The following is a 14,411-nucleotide window of genomic DNA, read 5'->3' as shown; positions in this document are numbered from 1 at the left end:
GCCGCCGGCGCCACATTAACGGCGTGCCGCACTGCCAGTCACGGTTCCTGGGCGTGCAGGACCAGGGTGCGGCGCTGGGGCAGCAGCCGTCTCGGGCGGCGGCATGCCGGTCGCGGCGCACCAGCGCTCGAGGTCCCAGCCCTCGCCGAGCAGCAGCATACGGGTGCCGAGTTCGTCGCGGCGCCGGGCAAGCTGCTCTGGCGGCACGGCGCGTAGCCGGCGACCGTCCAGGTTCGCATGAACCAGACAGTAACGACGCGCCAGCGACATCCACAGGGCATGGGCGCCGGACGACTGGCGCGCGCCGCTGAGCAGGCAATTGCCGCCATCGAGCCACCAGCGATAGATGGCGGTCGCGATGCCGGCGCGGCGGTAGGCGAGCCCGAACTTGGCGTGCGGGGCGCGCACGTGGCGATCGGTGCGTCGGTCGACTTCGACCAGCCGGTTGAACACCGTATACCCCGCCATGCGGCCGCGCACGGCGTCGATGGCATACACGTAGTGCTCGCCGTCGGCTACCCGATGGCGGAATGCGAAGCCAGGATGCGCAATGCCCGGCGCCGCCATGCCATACAGGCAGTCGCCAGGTCGCGCCATGCGCCGATAGAGGCTGGCCAGTTCATGCTCGATGCCGTCGTCGCAATGGTCGACGTCGATCCGCAACGCGTGCGGCCTGCCGCACAGGACCAGGATGGCGGGAATGGGCGTCGCCATCATGGCCGCTCCCAGTGCCCGCTGAACAGCCGCACCGGGCGCTGCGCCGAGCGTACCTGGGCGCAGGCCGCCCAGTTGTCCTCGCGCACCGCCAGCCCGGCGTACACGCCAAAGCCCTGGCCGGCCTCGATGTGCTGCGCCTGCAGGCTTTCGCCGGCCCGGATCGCGCCTGCAGCGCGGATATCGCCGCCGGCCCGAATGCCCCATTGCGCCTCGAGATGGTCGCGGCAGGCGATGTTGCTGCCGGCCTCGATACCGTGGCCGGCGCGGATCGCCGCCTCGCCCTCGATGCCTTCGCCCGCACGCAGGCCGTGGCCGCAGCGCGCGGCGGCGCCGAACGCGATGCCATGCGCGGCGCTGCAGTTGCCGCCGATGTCGGCGGCGCCGCCGCAGGCGATGTCCCAGCCGGCGCGTACGTTGCCGGCCGCGCGCAGGTCCACGGCGACCTCGATATTCCACTGGGCGCCAACGTCGCCACCGCACGCCAGGGTGCCGCCGCAGCGGATCATGCCACCGGCGCGGATGTCGCCCCCGCTCGTGAGCCCCTGTCCGGTGCGGATGCCGCCGCCGGCGCGAATGCCGCCGCCGGCCACCAGCACGGTGTCGACCTCGACGCCACCCCGCACCAGCAGCGAGCCTGCGAACACGAGCGCCCCGGCCTCGACAGCGTCGACCTCGAGCACCGTATCGGTCGGGCCGAACTGCTCCAGCAGCCAGCAGGCGTCGCCGGTGCGTCCGGCCAGCACCAGCGCATCGAGCAGCGGCTGGTAATCGGCGCCCTCCTGGTGGTGTTTGAGGAACCAGCGAAAACCGTCCGCGCAGGGTCGCTTGGTCTTGATGAATTGCTTGTTCAGGTCCATGTCAAGAAATCGAACGGGAAAATCGGGCTTGTGCATCGGGGCTGGCAACGCGGCCAGCGACCAGGCGGCGGCAGTATAATGACGGGCATTCGCGCGCACATCAGGACCGCCCGTAAGGGTTTCTCTCATGGACCTGCCGCGCAAAACGGTGCAGGATGCGCTCTTTTCACGCTCTTGCCATCCTGCCGACGGCGCGCGCGCCGGGAAAGCACACCATGATCGACTTGCGTGCCGTGCGGGCTGTCTGGCTCGGCGGCGCTTTCGCTATCGCCTACATCGTCCTCGACATGCTCAGCGGCCCCGAAGCGCGCCATCAGACGATCGCGCCGGTATGGCACCCGGCCGCTGGCCTGGCGCTCTACCTGGTGCTGGCCGCAGGGTTCAAAGGCGTGCCGCTGCTGGTGGCGACGGTCCTGGTCGCCGCTGCCATCACCCCGGCCCTGCCTGCCCAGCCCCTGCAGTCGCTCGTGGTCGGCTTGCTTCCGGTGCCGATGTACCTGGCCGTGGGCGCCGTCATGCGGCGCTACCTGGCCGGCAACGCCTTCTTCGCCAGCCACCGCGGCCTGCTGACCTGGGCCGGACTGGTCACGCTCGGCAGCCTGCTCAGCGCGGCCGCCTATGCGCTGATGCTGTTGGGCGCCGATGCTTTCGCCAGCCGTGCCTGGCTCGATCTGGTGACGCGCTATACGATCGCCGAGACGGCGGGCATGCTGGTGATCGTGCCGGCCCTGCACTACCTGCTCGACGCCGGGCTGCGCGCCGACGTGCTGGGCCGAATCGTCAGCTGGGAAACGCTGGCCTATGTCGCGCTGATCGCACTGGTGCTGGCCGTCGGGCTGCAGCGGCCCGCGCCCGAGTCGCTGGTCTATTACCTGCTGTTTCTGCCCCTGGCCTGGTCGGCCGCGCGCCACGGCATGGCTGGTGCGGTCACCGCCGCCATCGTGCTCGAGGCGGGCGTGACCATCGCCGCCCTGCGCCCGATCGCCTACCCGGCGCAAATGCCGAACGTGCAGATGCTGGTGCTGACGCTGACGCTGTCCGGCTTCCTGATCGGGATCGCGGTGGACGTCGCGCGTCGCGCCAGCCACGACCTGCGCCACTCGCTGCGCCTGGCTGCCGCCGGCGAGATGGCGGGGGCCGTCGCGCACGAGCTGAACCAGCCGCTGACGGCGCTGTCGATGTATGGCAGCGCCTGCGAGCGGCTGATGGCGCGCGGCGGCAACGAGGCCCTGCTGCAGACCACGATCAGGTCGATGGTCGCCGAATCGCAGCGCGCGTCGGACGTGCTCAAGCGCCTGCGCGACTTCTTTCGCACCGGGACGACGGCGCTCGAACCGCTGGCGCTGGCGGAACTCATCCGCGCCGCGGTGGCGCCGTTCGTGGGCCAGGCCAGCGCCCAGGGCATTGCGCTCGACGTCTCGCCGCCGCCGCGCGCCGTGCTGCTCGGCGACCGCATCCAGCTCGAGATCGTGCTGCGCAACCTGCTGTCGAATGCGCTCCAGGCGCTGGCCGAGATGCCGGCCGGGGCCGAGCGCCGCATCGCGGTGCGCTCCGGTATGGACGGCGCCACGGTATGGATCCGGATCGCCGACAACGGTCCCGGGATCGCCGACAAGATCCGCGCGCGCCTGTTCGAACCGTTCATCTCGCTCAAGTCGAGCGGCCTGGGACTGGGCCTGGCCATCAGCCGCGCGATCGTGGAGACACATGGCGGCACACTGAGCGTGGAACCCGGGCCCCACGCGATACTCAAGATCACCCTGCCCTTACATGACGGCGCCGATGAAGGTCCAGACCATGCACAATGAACAAACCGTCTACATCGTCGACGACGATGCGGCCGTGCGCGACGCGCTCGGCCTTCTCCTGAGCCTGCACGGCTACCGGACCGCCTTCTTTGCCGACGCCACGACCTTCCTTGGCGCCTGGAACGAAGAGTTGCGCGGCTGCGTGCTGCTGGACATCCGCATGCCGGGCATGGACGGACTGACCCTGCAAAAGAAGCTGGTGGAACTGGGCAGCAGGCTGCCGGTCCTGATCATCACCGGGCATGGCGACGTCGGCTCGGCGCGCGAAGCATTCCGCTCGCAGGCGGTGGATTTCCTGGAAAAGCCTCTGCAAGAAGCGCAGTTGATGCAGGCGGTGGAAGAAGCGCTGTCGCGCCAGAGCGACGCGCCCCGTGGAAACGCCGCGCGCGACTATGCGCGCCGCCACGCCAGTCTGACGCCGCGCGAGCGCGAGGTGATGGAATTGGTGGTCGACGGCCGCCACAACCGCGAAATCGCTCAGCTGCTGGCGATCAGCGTGCGGACCGTCGAGGTGCACAAGGCGCGCGTGATGGACAAGCTGAACGTGGCGACGGTCGCCGACCTGGTGCGCCAGCATTTGCAGAACCAGCCGCACTGAAGGCGCATCGGCGCGAGCCTCGCTTCTAGCTCACTTGCTTGATCGTGATGAGTTGCGTTACACCGTCCGGACGCGGCCACTCGATGCGCGCCCCCACCGGCAAGCCCAGCAAGGCACTGCCAACCGGGGCGAAGACCGAAATCCGGTCGGGCTGACCGTCCACCTCGTCCGGGTAGACAAGCGTCAGCGTCAGGTCGGGGCCGGTCCCGATCGCGAACGTGACGGTCGAGCCCATCATGACGACGTCGGCCGGCATCGCGCGGCAATCGCGTACATCGGCCCGGTCCAGCTCATCGGCCAGCCCTTGCAGGCGGTCGGCATCGGCGATCGGCAAGGCGCGTAGCCGGGCCATGAGGCGTTCGAAGTCGGTGTTCGATACGAAAATACGAGGCAGTTTGTTGGTCATCGTGTTCCTGGTCTGGTCTGGTCTTGGATGGGATGGGGGCCGGACGGCGCCGGCGGCGGCGCCGGGCGTCCCATGCCGAACTGGAGGGCGACCAGGATGGCCAGTGCCGACGTCATGGCGCCGAGCGCGCAGCGGCGCCAGCGTGCGCCGCGTGCCAGCGCCTGCCGTCCGAGCAGGCGTTTTCGGCGTCCCGCGAGCCTGGCCCTGGCTTCGCGCGCCGGATCCGGGGCGTGCGCGCCCGGGCGATATGAAACGGTTAGATCGTGCATTGCTGCTCCCGCTGCAGACATACTGGAAAGCCGGCCACGCCTTGCGGGCGTGGAACCGGAGCGCATCCGGGCGCTCGGCGGGAGCCAGGCCCGGCGGAACCAACCGCCAGACCTGCAACCGCCGAGCTCAGCAAAGCCGGGCGCGGCCTCCATGCAGGAAAGGCCGAAAGACCGTATCTATCGGAGAGAGCGACATCGCACCTGTCATTCGATGGAAGAAAAAGATGGGGCCATGGCGCCGACAAGCTCGTGCGGCGCCGCCCGGAACGGGCGTGGAGACACCCGTAGCCCTATTGTCGCAAACAAGGTAGCGCGCCGCATCAGGGAAGCGCTTAAGGGTTTCCCTGATGCGCCGAGGCTATGCGCGACTCGTCTTATGGAATGAAAAAAGCCACCTTGCGGTGGCTTCTTTCATGCTGCCTGGCGGAGAGGGTGGGATTCGCCTACATCCTGCAGGCCGCGGCATCGCGAGTACGCGATGCCCTTCGAATCCCCACACGTAGGGCGCGCAGGCGCCCTACTCCTCTGTGACGTTCCGGAATGAAAAAAGCCACCTTGCGGTGGCTTTTTCATGCTACTTGGCGGAGAGGGTGGGATTCGAACCCACGGTACGGTCGCCCGTACGCCTGATTTCGAGTCAGGTACATTCGACCACTCTGCCACCTCTCCTGAATCGGTGTTGCGTGGTCGCGTAAGCGAGGCCGCATTATAGCGGACGTCTGGCGAAAACTGCAAGGCATGCGCGCCAGGTAATTTTTACGTCGGTGGGCCGTTCAGCCGCAGACTCCAGTCCTCGACCTTCCCGCTCGCCTGGCGCCGCTCGAAGGTCGTGCGCCAGCGCTCTGCCAGCGGCGCCAGCCGGGACGCCTCGATCCATTCCTCACGCAGGCCGGGCGCCCGGGCATCGTCCGGGAACATGGCCGCGATCGCGCGCGCCAGCGGCCAGTCGGGACACGGCCGATCGACCAGCTCGAACGCGTCGCCCGCCGCCAGCCAGCCCTCGCGCAGCACGCGGTAGTACCAGCCCGTGCGGCCGCTGGCCTGCAGCGCCAGCGCCGCATCCGGCCGGGCGAAGCGCAGGTTGACGCGAAAGCACGGCTGGCGCCCTTGCGACACCTGCACCAGCGTCTCTCCGACCCGGAACACGTCGCCCACGTGCACCTCGCGCTCGCTCATGCCGACGGTCGACACGTTTTCGCCGAACGCCCCGGCAAGATAAGGCACCGGGCTGTCCGGATACCAGGCGCGCCAATGCGGGTAATGCTCGAACGCGTAGTGGTGCAGCGCCTTCTCGGGACCGCCGTGGTAGACCCGGTCGCCCTGCTCGTCACCCTCGAGGCCATCGAGCGCCAGCCACAGGGCGCCATGGCGCGCCTGTTTGCCGATACCGCTCAGGACCTCGAGCGTGCCGGGCGTGCCGATCATGCGCGCGCGGCCGCTCAAGAGCGCCTCGATCGGGCGCGCCTGAAATGAACTCATGGTGTCCCCCCTCAGGCGAAGATGGCCCAGTTGCGCTGCTGGGTGACAGGATCGGTCGGCTCGTGCTCGGCGCAATCGATGCGCAGGAAGGAAATCGGCAGCGGCGCCCCCACCAGCGCGCAGTGGTGCGGCACCTCGGCGCCCGGGTATTTATTGGCCTCGAAGTGGCGGCACGACAGACAGGCGCGCAGTTCGGGGAAGCGGTCGGTCTTCTGCAGTTCAGCGATCAGCTTGAACAGGCCGGTGAGCATCTGCACCTGCTGGCTTGACGCCAGCCGCGACGCCGCATTGTCGGCGAACGAGAGCGCATGGCCAAGGCGCTCGGCCACCCGCTCGCCGTCGGGCGTGAGATGCAGCGCGGTGGCACGGCCGTCGTCCTCGGCGCGCGCCTTGCGCACCAGGCCCTTGCCCACCAGGGCGGCCACCGAATCGCTGGCGCTGGCCGCCGAGATCGACAGCTGCTTGGCCAGCCACGACAGCCGCACGCCGCGCGTGCGGTGCTGCAGCAGGTGCAGGATCTCGGCCTGGGCCGGATTGAGGCCTTCGCTGGTCGAGACTTCCCACATGCCCGCGCGCAGCACGGTCGCGATGCGGCCGATGGCAGTGACGATGCGGGCGGAGACGTCGGGCGTGCTGTCCCATGGGGTTTCGGGTTGGATGTCCATGTGCTTCAGGATAGCAAAGCACGCGGGTTTGTCAAGGAGTCCTAATTAGGGATTCACCCCGTGCAGCAGATCCAGGCGGCGCACGAAGTCGCGCAGCACGATCCGGTACAGTTCGTCGCCCAGCACGCTGTCCTCGGCGCCGGCATCGATGTTCGGATTGTCGTTCACCTCGATCACCACCGGCCCGCGCGGCGTCATCTTCATGTCCACGCCATACAGGCCGTCACCGATCAGCTTGGCCGCCCGCAGCGCGTAGTCGAGCAGCTCGGGTGGCGCCTCGCCCAGCGGCACGGCCGCCGCCATGCCGAATTCGGCCTTGCCGCTGGCGTCGCGCTTGGCGACCTGCCAGTGGCCTTTCGACATGAAGTACTTGCTGGCGAAGATGGCTTGCCGGTCCAGCACCCCGATGCGCCAGTCGAAATCGGTGTACAGGTATTCCTGCACCAGGATCAGGGCCGACTGCCGCAGCAGTTCCTGCGCCACGCTCCTGAATTCATCCGCATCGCGCACCTTCACGACGCCGCGCGAAAAGGCGCCGTCCGGGATTTTGAGCACCATCGGATAGGCGATGTTGGCCTCGATGGCGGCCAGCGCGCCGGCATCGGCCTTTTGCAGGGTCAAGGTCAGCGGCGTGGGTATATCGTGCCGGCGCAGCAGGTCGGCAAGATACACTTTGTTGGTGCAGCGCAGGATCGAGGACGGGTCGTCGATCACCACCAGTCCCTCGCTTTCGGCCTTTTTCGCGAACAGATAGGTGTGGTGATTGATGGCGGTGGTCTCGCGGATGAACAGGGCGTCGAATTCGGCCAGGCGCGAGAAATCCAGCCGTGATATCGGCGCGACCTCGACGCCCAGTTCGCGCCCCACGGCGGCGAAGCGCGCCAGCGCGCCTGGATTGCTCGGCGCCAGCTCCTCGTGCGCGTCATGCAGCATGGCGATGCGATAGCGGTAGCGGCGTGCGGCCGGCGCGCGCCGCGGCAAGCCTTCCCAGGCGGCTGCCAATGCCTCGCAGGCGCTGCGTTCCGTGCCGCCCAGCGCGCCCGGGCCCTGCATCCGGATCGCCACGATATGCCATGCGTCGCCGCGTGCGAAGTCGACCCGCAGCAGCGGCGCCGGGAAGGTGTCGAAGATGCTGCGCGCCAGGCCGGCCAGCGGCGTGTAGTCGGTCGTGCCGAAACGGATATCGAGCGAGAACGCGACCGGCATCGGCACGCCGCCGGCGCCGCCGAGCGCCTCGTTCAGCGCACGGTCGAGTTCAACCGTGTCGAGGGTATAGATCGCCTTGCGCGACAGGTCGTTGATGGTCTTCACCGACGGCAGCACCTGCTGCCCCCTGGCCTGCGCCATCAGCGAGCAGTAGTAGCCGACCGACAGGTATTTGTAGCTGCCGCACAGGTTGATCACCAGTGCGCCCTCGTCGGACGCACATCCCGCCAGGAAGTCGTCGGCCTCGATCACGGTGCAATCGCCATCGGGCGTGCGCCAGTCCCGCGCCTGGTCGACGACCACCAGGCGGCGCGTTCGCATTTCGCTGTCGGGATCAGACTCGGAAGAATTCGTGGAGTGCGTGGTCATGGTGGCGATGCCGGAGTTGGGTTGCCCGCCACTCTAGCGGCGCAGCCATAAAAACCGTATAAAGAACCGCCCTACTCATGGCAAGCGAGTGTAAACGCCCACAGGTCGACGTCGCGAGTCGCGCCGCCGACGTGCCAGCGCGCGTGCAGGCGTCTTTCGCGGAGAAAGCCGAGGCGCGCCAGCAGCGACTGCGACGCCACGTTGTGCGGCGTGACCTCGGCCTCGATGCGCACCAGTCCGAGCGTCCCGAGTCCATGTCCCAACAGGGCCTGCAGCGCCTCGCGCGCCATCCCCTTCCCCCAGTATGGCGCGGCCAGCAGGTAGCCGAGCGTGGCGCGCCGCTGTTCGGGCGCGAAATCGTACAGCGCGCAGCTGCCGGCCAGGCGGCCATGCCCCCGCGCCTCGATCGCCAGGTGCAGCGCGCGCCCGCTGGCCAGGTCACGCTGAGCCTCGTCGATCGCCGCCTGCGACTGCGCCAGCGCGGTCCAGGGCGGGTGGATCCAGTGGCGCATCACTTCGGCATCGGCGTACAGCGCCAGCAGCTCCGGCGCATCGGCTGGGTGCAGTGCGCGCAGGCGCAGGCGCTCGGTGGAAAGCACAGGAAAAAGAAGGTCGGGCATGGCAGCTCCTGGAGTGATCGAGGACCGGCACCTTATCCCGACACCGCCGATCGCGTCAGCGCACGTTTACACGGCATTGATCTCCGCCCCCCTGTCTTTTTCCCGGTTTTTACGGCTGCCCCGCTACGCTTGTCACCATCGAACCTGCACTGGAGGCCATCATGATCATCGCCATCGTCAACCAGCACGGCAATCCCGACCGCAGCGTCATCGCGCGCAATCTCGCGGTGCTGCGCGCGCGCAGCGGGCGCCGCGTGTGCCTGATGCATACCGCACGCGACGATGGCTGGGGCGCCGAGCGCGGCGCCGCGGCGGTGCGGCCCTGGATCGACACGCGCCAGGTGGGCAGCCGCGCGGTCAAGACGCGGCTGGCCGCCCTGCGCCCGCTGTTCAACGACATCCTGGTCGACGCCGGCGCGCGCGACACCGAGGAATGCCGCTGCGTGCTGGCCTCGGCGCGGCTGGTGGTGGTGCCGGTGCGCGGCGCCGAGATCGACCTCGATTGCCAGTACCGGCTGCTGGCGCGCCTGAACGCGGCGCGCGTTTTCAATCCCGGCATGCGGGTGCTGTTCGTCGCGGTCTGCGGCGCCGGCGGCCCCCTGATGGAAGAACGCGCGGCCGTGCTGGCCCACGTGACGCGCGTGCAGGACGCCAGCCTGGCCAACGTCGTCCTGCACCAGCCGGCCGCGCATGACTATGGTCCCGGACGCTGCGTGAGCGACGCCGAGACCTGCGATCCCGAGTCCGCCGCCGAGATGCACGCGCTGTACGACGAGGTGTACGCCACCTTGCCGAAGCTGTCGACATTGCCGGCGGCGCAGCTTGGCGCGGCGCATGCACTATGGGGATGAAGGCCAACCCTGTCCGGCGCGCCACCCTGGACGATGTCGCGGCGCTGGTCGGCATCGAGGACGCCAGCTTTCCCGGCAACCGGCTCGACCGGCGGCGCTTTCGCTACCTGCTCGCCAGCGCGCACGGCGCCCTGCTGGTCGATGCCGGCGACGACACGTCCTTGCGCGGCTACGTCCTGCTGCTGTTTCGCGCCAACTCGACGATCGCGCGCCTGTATTCGATCGCGACCCACCCGGCGCACCTGGGCCGGGGCGTCAGCGCGGGGCTGGTCGATGCCGCCGAACGGCAGGCGCGCGCCCGCGGCTACACCTGCCTGCGGCTCGAGATCCGCGCCGACAATGCGGCCTCGCTGGCGCTGTTTCGCGGCCGCGGCTACCGGGAATTCGGCCGCCACGCCGCCTATTACCACGACGGCATGGATGCGCTGCGCCTGCAAAAACCGCTGGCGCCACGCATCCCTGCCAGCGGCCTTACTGGTTGACCTTGCCCGGTAGGCTCAGGTTGCCGGAGGCGACCTTGAACACGTCGGCCACGCAGACCAGCGGATTGTGCACGCTCTCGTTGATGCGCAGAGCCGCGGTCACGCCGTCGAAGCCGGCGTTGTCGAGCACCGTGATGTCGTCGAACGGCACCTTCACTTCGAGTGTGTCGCCCTTGAAGACCGGGCTGTAGGCCGGGCTGTCGATCAGGATCGGGAGGCCCGGCCAGGTCCTGGGCAGTTTCGGCCTGGCGCCTTCAGGGATGTCGACGATCTTGAGCGCGTCCTTGCCGCAGGCGGCGTCCTTGGTCAGCACCACCCAGTGCGAGTGCCACAGGTCGCCGTCGTTATCGAGCTTGCCGTCGCCGTTTTCATCGTACAGCGGGGTGTCGTCGAAATCCGGGTGCGAGGTCACGGCGAAGGCGAGGATGCCGGCGCCGCGCTCGAAGCCCACGGTCGACGGATCCATCGTGGTCGGCCACACATACGAGAACACCTTGCTGCCGGCCAGCTTGCCGGTCTTGGCTGGCTTGGAGGCGCCGGCCTTGCCCGACACCGACACGTGGAAGGTCGCGATATTGCCTTCGGTCGTGATCTTGGTGTGGTGGATGTCGAATGGCGCTTTCACGGCCTTGGCGGGCGCGCTCTTGATGCCGCCCTTGTGTTCACCCTGATGGGCATGGGCGCCGAGCATGGTCAGCGACAGGGCCGCGGCGATGGTGGTCTGGATCAGTTTCATATCAGGTTCTCTTTCTTGTTTTGCGAGTGGATCGAATCGTTCGATGGTGGCCGGCGGCACCCCGCTCCCAGGGGCGCGCCGCGCCGGCGCTGTTGCTATTGCTAACGCACGCTGCAGGCGTCGCCGTCGCAGCCCATGGCCTCGACGGGTTCGGCCAGCAGCCGGCCGATCAGCGCGCCGACCTGCATGTCCTCGGCCCGGCCGAACAGGTTGTGACGCAGCACGCCCTGGCGATCGAACAGCAGCAAGGTCGGCGTGCCGCGCAAGCCGTAGCGCTCCATCGTGCGCGGCACCGGGCCGGTGTCGCTGGCGCGGTCGATACCGACCGGGAAGCCGATGCGGTACTCATGGACGAAGGCCTTCAGCGCGCCCTCGTTCATGGCCTCGTGGTGCTCGAACACCGTGTGCAGGCCCAGCACTGCGACCTCGTCCTGTCCAAACAGCTGGCGGATGCCCTTGGCCTGCGGGATGCCGTGCGAGACGCAACCCGGGCACAGCATCTGGAAGGCGTACACCGCCACCACCCTGCCGCGCAGGGACGCCAGGGTCGGCGCCTGCGTGGCGTTCAGCCAGCCGCTGACCTCGAACTCGAGCGCGGCGGCGTTGTAGAGTGGCGCGTTCATTTTGCGCGCAGCTTCACGCCGGGGAAGTCGACCGGCACGTCGAAGGCCACGTTCACGTAGTTGGTGAACAGGTTCAGCGCCACATGGGCCATGATCTCGACGATCGCACCATCGTCGAAACCGGCGTTGCGCAGAGCCTGCACCTCGCTCGCATCGACGTGGCCGCGCTTCTCGACCACGGCCAGCGCGAAGCGCAGGGCGGCGGCGGTCTGCGGATCGCTCGACTGGCCGGCCTGGGCCTGCGCCATCTCCTCAAGCGTGGCGCCGGCTTTCTGGCCGAGTGCCGTGTGGGCCGCGAGGCAGTAGTGGCAGTCGTTGCGGTCGGCGATCGCGACGGCGATCTGCTCGCCCAGGCGGGCGCCGATGGTGCCGCCGCCGAGGGCGCCGAACGAGCCCCACATGCTGGTCAGCGCTGCCGGCGAGTTGGCCACGCCACGGAACATATTCGGCACGACGCCGAAAGCGCCCTTGATCTGTTGCAGCAGTTCGCCGCTGGTGCCCTGGGCGGTGGTCGGGTTGACGAGTTCGATACGGGACATGATGTTTCCTTTCAATCGATTGGCCGGGTCCGTCAAGAAGGCCTATTAAGTAGGAATCCTAATTATTAGGACGATAAAAAGGAGCAGTCAGCTATCCGGCGCCGCGACGGCCGGCATGCGGCGGCATGCCTGGTCCGTCTTGCTGGGCGGCTGCGACGTCGGCTGCCTGACTGCCCATGGACGCAGAATACCATCTGCCAAATTTAAGTCAAGGAGTCCTAACTAAATTCTTTTCTATTGATCCGATAGCAGACTTCCTTCCCCCTCGATGTCGACGCGCCGAAGCGGCGGGGCGCGCGTACCATCGCGGAAAAAAATTCAGTCTCCTGTAACGAAACCGCCTGGCCGACGACTTAACAGCACCAACCATTCACACAGGATCTATCATGAACAGGCATTTCGCTCCCGCCATGCTGGCGCTCTGCGCCAGCGCCGCCCAGGCCCAGGCACCCATCGACACCGGACCCGCGGCGCTCATCGACGCCCTCAACGGCACGTTCGGATCGCACCCCGGCATGCGCGCCTCGCACGCCAAGGGCTTCTGCGCGGTCGGGCAATTCCAGCCCGCGAAGGGCGCGCGCGACTTTGCCGACGGCCCGCTGTTCGGGCAAAACAGCGTGCCGGCCAATGTGCGCTTCTCGGTCGGCGGCGGCAATCCGAAGGCGTCGGACAAGAGCCGCAGCGTGCGCGGCCTGTCGATGCGCCTGGCCAGCGGCGGCGAGACCTGGGACCTGCTCCTGATCTCGGAGCCGGCCTTCTTCGCCGCCACGCCCGAGTCTTTCGTCAGCTTCCTGCAGGCGCGCGTGCCGGATCCGGCCACCGGCAAGCCCGACCCGGCGAAGGTCGCCGCCCACAACGCCGCCCACCCGGACGGCACGCGCCAGCCGGCCCTGCTGGCCGCGCATGCGGCGCCGAGCTCGTATGCCAGCACGCCCTACTTCTCGAACAACGCCTTCGTGTTCGGGGGCCGCGGCAAGAAGACCCATCATGCGCGCATCGTCGCCGAGCCGTTCGCGCCCGTGCAGTTCTTGAGCGCCGACGAAGAAAAGACCCTGCCCGACCTGTTCCTGCAGGACGAGCTGGCCAAGCGGCTGGGCGCAGGCCCCATCGGCTTCACGCTGTACGCCCAGTTGCCGGCCGCCGGCGATTCTCTGCTCGATCCGAGCACCGAGTGGCAAGGCGCCGGCAAGGTCGAGCTGGGCCGCCTGCTGGTCAAGGGTCAGGCGCCGCAGGATGCCTGCAACGGCGTGGTCTATATGCCGCTGGCGCTGCCCACGGGGATCGCGGCCAGCGACGATCCGATCCTGCACGCGCGCGGCGCCGCCTATGCGGTCTCGCTGTCGCGCCGCCTCAAGCAATGATGGACGGGGCGCGCGACCCGTGGCAGGCCCTGGCCGGCGAGCTCCCTTTCCTGCTGCGCCTGGCGCGCCTGCAGTTGGGCAGCCAGGCCGATGCCGAAGACGCCGTCCAGGACACCCTGGTCGGCGCGGCGCGCGGCTGGAACGGCTACGCCGGCCGCGCCACCCTGCGCAGCTGGCTGACCGGGATCCTGCGCCACAAGATCGTCGACCTGATTCGCAGCCGAAGGCCGGGGCCTGACGCGCCCGTGCTCATCCCGGATGGCGAGGCCGAATTCGACGGCCTGTTCACGCCCGACGGCGCCTGGCATCCCGACACCTTCGTCGACACCATGTGCGGTGCCACCCTCGCCGCCCAGCGCCAGCTGCTCGACATCGTCGAGCTGTGCATGCGCCGCCTGCCCGAGGACACGGCGCGCCTGTTCCTGATGCGCGAATACCTGGGCATGGAACTGAAGGAAATCGAAGAGCACTGCATGCTCACCAATGCCAACCTGCGCGTGGTGCTGTACCGCGCGCGCATGCGCCTGCGCGAATGCACGGTGCGCAGCTGGGGAGAACCAGAATGAGCGACACCACCACCGACACTACCCCCTCGATCACCTGCCGCGACACCACCTGGCTCGTCTCCAGCGCGCGCGACCAGCCGCTCACGCCGCAGCAGGCGCGCCAGCTGGCCGCGCACCTGGCCGGCTGCGCCGCCTGCCAGGTGGCCTCGCGCCAGTTCGCCCAGCTGTTCGCGCAACTGGACACCCTGCTCGCGCGCGACGCGGCGCCGGACGATGCTTGACAGGGCGCGCCATTGAATTATCACTAGAAATCCTAATC

17 protein-coding genes and 1 tRNA gene are annotated in these 14,411 nt (G+C 68.4%); 7 read left to right on the top strand and 11 right to left on the bottom strand.

Annotated features, from left to right (window positions below):
- Nucleotides 1-15: 15 nt before the first annotated feature.
- Nucleotides 16-717 (bottom strand): N-acetyltransferase, encoded by a 702-nt coding sequence (locus tag SOM61_RS18690; protein WP_229493896.1) that lies wholly within the window; start codon nt 715-717, stop codon nt 16-18.
- Nucleotides 714-1,574 carry a DUF342 domain-containing protein gene (locus tag SOM61_RS18685; protein WP_147936759.1) on the bottom strand — a complete coding sequence of 287 codons (861 nt, stop codon included), beginning with the start codon at nt 1,572-1,574 and terminating at the stop codon, nt 714-716. Before SOM61_RS18685 ends, SOM61_RS18690 begins: the two co-directional genes overlap by 4 nt.
- Nucleotides 1,575-1,789: 215 nt before the next feature.
- Between SOM61_RS18685 and SOM61_RS18680 the strand changes: the two genes are divergently transcribed.
- Together SOM61_RS18680 and SOM61_RS18675 are read left to right on the top strand one after the other, a co-directional pair.
- Nucleotides 1,790-3,382 (top strand): ATP-binding protein, encoded by a 1,593-nt coding sequence (locus SOM61_RS18680; RefSeq protein WP_320475470.1) that lies wholly within the window; start codon nt 1,790-1,792, stop codon nt 3,380-3,382.
- Complete coding sequence (locus SOM61_RS18675; protein WP_320475469.1) at nt 3,372-3,980, top strand: response regulator transcription factor; 609 nt, start codon at nt 3,372-3,374, stop codon at nt 3,978-3,980. The genes SOM61_RS18680 and SOM61_RS18675 overlap by 11 nt, the downstream gene beginning before the upstream one ends.
- A 25-nt stretch (nt 3,981-4,005) precedes the next feature.
- On the opposite strand, the gene rnk is transcribed toward SOM61_RS18675, so the two are convergent.
- From rnk to SOM61_RS18645, 6 genes are all read right to left on the bottom strand, one after another.
- Nucleotides 4,006-4,386: a nucleoside diphosphate kinase regulator gene (rnk, locus tag SOM61_RS18670; protein WP_147936755.1), complete on the bottom strand. Its 381-nt coding sequence runs from the start codon at nt 4,384-4,386 to the stop codon at nt 4,006-4,008.
- Between the two features lie 848 nt (nt 4,387-5,234).
- Nucleotides 5,235-5,324: transfer RNA gene (locus tag SOM61_RS18665), tRNA-Ser, on the bottom strand.
- 87 nt (nt 5,325-5,411) lie between these two features.
- The gene (locus tag SOM61_RS18660) at nt 5,412-6,134 is read right to left on the bottom strand and encodes an MOSC domain-containing protein (RefSeq protein WP_147936564.1); all 723 of its coding nucleotides are present in this window, start codon (nt 6,132-6,134) and stop codon (nt 5,412-5,414) included.
- A gap of 11 nt (nt 6,135-6,145) precedes the next feature.
- Nucleotides 6,146-6,799 (bottom strand): MarR family winged helix-turn-helix transcriptional regulator, encoded by a 654-nt coding sequence (locus SOM61_RS18655; protein ID WP_147936563.1) that lies wholly within the window; start codon nt 6,797-6,799, stop codon nt 6,146-6,148.
- Between the two features lie 45 nt (nt 6,800-6,844).
- A complete protein-coding gene (locus SOM61_RS18650) occupies nt 6,845-8,326 on the bottom strand; it encodes a RimK family protein (RefSeq protein WP_320475468.1) in 1,482 nt (493 codons plus the stop codon).
- 119 nt (nt 8,327-8,445) lie between these two features.
- Nucleotides 8,446-8,994 carry a GNAT family N-acetyltransferase gene (locus tag SOM61_RS18645; RefSeq protein WP_320475467.1) on the bottom strand — a complete coding sequence of 183 codons (549 nt, stop codon included), beginning with the start codon at nt 8,992-8,994 and terminating at the stop codon, nt 8,446-8,448.
- Nucleotides 8,995-9,155: 161 nt separating this feature from the next.
- Here SOM61_RS18645 and SOM61_RS18640 point away from each other — a divergent pair, with 161 nt between their 5' ends.
- Both SOM61_RS18640 and SOM61_RS18635 read left to right on the top strand, forming a co-directional pair.
- Nucleotides 9,156-9,845 (top strand): hypothetical protein, encoded by a 690-nt coding sequence (locus SOM61_RS18640; RefSeq protein ID WP_320475466.1) that lies wholly within the window; start codon nt 9,156-9,158, stop codon nt 9,843-9,845.
- A complete protein-coding gene (locus tag SOM61_RS18635) occupies nt 9,842-10,327 on the top strand; it encodes a GNAT family N-acetyltransferase (protein ID WP_320475465.1) in 486 nt (161 codons plus the stop codon). The genes SOM61_RS18640 and SOM61_RS18635 overlap by 4 nt, the downstream gene beginning before the upstream one ends.
- Here SOM61_RS18635 and SOM61_RS18630 read toward each other — a convergent pair.
- From SOM61_RS18630 to SOM61_RS18620, 3 genes are all read right to left on the bottom strand, one after another.
- Complete coding sequence (locus tag SOM61_RS18630) at nt 10,317-11,063, bottom strand: hypothetical protein (RefSeq protein ID WP_320475464.1); 747 nt, start codon at nt 11,061-11,063, stop codon at nt 10,317-10,319. The genes SOM61_RS18635 and SOM61_RS18630 overlap by 11 nt on opposite strands.
- A gap of 101 nt (nt 11,064-11,164) precedes the next feature.
- Complete coding sequence (locus tag SOM61_RS18625) at nt 11,165-11,686, bottom strand: redoxin domain-containing protein (protein WP_320475463.1); 522 nt, start codon at nt 11,684-11,686, stop codon at nt 11,165-11,167.
- The gene (locus SOM61_RS18620; RefSeq protein ID WP_320475462.1) at nt 11,683-12,225 is read right to left on the bottom strand and encodes a carboxymuconolactone decarboxylase family protein; all 543 of its coding nucleotides are present in this window, start codon (nt 12,223-12,225) and stop codon (nt 11,683-11,685) included. Before SOM61_RS18620 ends, SOM61_RS18625 begins: the two co-directional genes overlap by 4 nt.
- A gap of 386 nt (nt 12,226-12,611) precedes the next feature.
- Between SOM61_RS18620 and SOM61_RS18615 the strand changes: the two genes are divergently transcribed.
- The 3 genes from SOM61_RS18615 to SOM61_RS18605 are packed head-to-tail and all read left to right on the top strand — an operon-like array spanning nt 12,612 to nt 14,373.
- Nucleotides 12,612-13,586, top strand: coding sequence for a catalase family peroxidase (locus SOM61_RS18615; protein WP_320475461.1), 975 nt, complete (start codon nt 12,612-12,614; stop codon nt 13,584-13,586).
- The gene (locus tag SOM61_RS18610; RefSeq protein WP_320475460.1) at nt 13,583-14,152 is read left to right on the top strand and encodes a sigma-70 family RNA polymerase sigma factor; all 570 of its coding nucleotides are present in this window, start codon (nt 13,583-13,585) and stop codon (nt 14,150-14,152) included. The genes SOM61_RS18615 and SOM61_RS18610 overlap by 4 nt, the downstream gene beginning before the upstream one ends.
- Nucleotides 14,149-14,373 carry a zf-HC2 domain-containing protein gene (locus tag SOM61_RS18605; protein WP_320475459.1) on the top strand — a complete coding sequence of 75 codons (225 nt, stop codon included), beginning with the start codon at nt 14,149-14,151 and terminating at the stop codon, nt 14,371-14,373. Before SOM61_RS18610 ends, SOM61_RS18605 begins: the two co-directional genes overlap by 4 nt.
- Nucleotides 14,374-14,411 lie beyond the last annotated feature (38 nt).

It is taken from the genome of Massilia sp. CFBP9012 (assembly GCF_034045115.1).
Taxonomy (GTDB): Bacteria; Pseudomonadota; Gammaproteobacteria; order Burkholderiales; family Burkholderiaceae_D; genus Telluria.
Note: the sequence above shows the minus strand (reverse complement) of the source record. Positions and strands in the feature narration are given on the sequence as shown.

Bases quoted from the DNA above. Each gene is read 5' to 3' on its own strand.
- SOM61_RS18620 (WP_320475462.1), bottom strand. From the start codon at position 12,225: ATGTCCCGTATCGAACTCGTCAACCCGACCACCGCCCAGGGCACCAGC.
- SOM61_RS18645 (WP_320475467.1), bottom strand. From the start codon at position 8,994: ATGCCCGACCTTCTTTTTCCTGTGCTTTCCACCGAGCGCCTGCGCCTG.
- SOM61_RS18660 (WP_147936564.1), bottom strand. From the start codon at position 6,134: ATGAGTTCATTTCAGGCGCGCCCGATCGAGGCGCTCTTGAGCGGCCGC.
- SOM61_RS18675 (WP_320475469.1), top strand. From the start codon at position 3,372: ATGCACAATGAACAAACCGTCTACATCGTCGACGACGATGCGGCCGTG.
- rnk (WP_147936755.1), bottom strand. From the start codon at position 4,386: ATGACCAACAAACTGCCTCGTATTTTCGTATCGAACACCGACTTCGAA.
- SOM61_RS18690 (WP_229493896.1), bottom strand. From the start codon at position 717: ATGATGGCGACGCCCATTCCCGCCATCCTGGTCCTGTGCGGCAGGCCG.
- SOM61_RS18615 (WP_320475461.1), top strand. From the start codon at position 12,612: ATGAACAGGCATTTCGCTCCCGCCATGCTGGCGCTCTGCGCCAGCGCC.
- SOM61_RS18605 (WP_320475459.1), top strand. From the start codon at position 14,149: ATGAGCGACACCACCACCGACACTACCCCCTCGATCACCTGCCGCGAC.
- SOM61_RS18655 (WP_147936563.1), bottom strand. From the start codon at position 6,799: ATGGACATCCAACCCGAAACCCCATGGGACAGCACGCCCGACGTCTCC.
- SOM61_RS18640 (WP_320475466.1), top strand. From the start codon at position 9,156: ATGATCATCGCCATCGTCAACCAGCACGGCAATCCCGACCGCAGCGTC.
- SOM61_RS18685 (WP_147936759.1), bottom strand. From the start codon at position 1,574: ATGGACCTGAACAAGCAATTCATCAAGACCAAGCGACCCTGCGCGGAC.
- SOM61_RS18650 (WP_320475468.1), bottom strand. From the start codon at position 8,326: ATGCGAACGCGCCGCCTGGTGGTCGTCGACCAGGCGCGGGACTGGCGC.
- SOM61_RS18680 (WP_320475470.1), top strand. From the start codon at position 1,790: ATGATCGACTTGCGTGCCGTGCGGGCTGTCTGGCTCGGCGGCGCTTTC.
- SOM61_RS18610 (WP_320475460.1), top strand. From the start codon at position 13,583: ATGATGGACGGGGCGCGCGACCCGTGGCAGGCCCTGGCCGGCGAGCTC.
- SOM61_RS18625 (WP_320475463.1), bottom strand. From the start codon at position 11,686: ATGAACGCGCCACTCTACAACGCCGCCGCGCTCGAGTTCGAGGTCAGC.
- SOM61_RS18630 (WP_320475464.1), bottom strand. From the start codon at position 11,063: ATGAAACTGATCCAGACCACCATCGCCGCGGCCCTGTCGCTGACCATG.
- SOM61_RS18635 (WP_320475465.1), top strand. From the start codon at position 9,842: ATGAAGGCCAACCCTGTCCGGCGCGCCACCCTGGACGATGTCGCGGCG.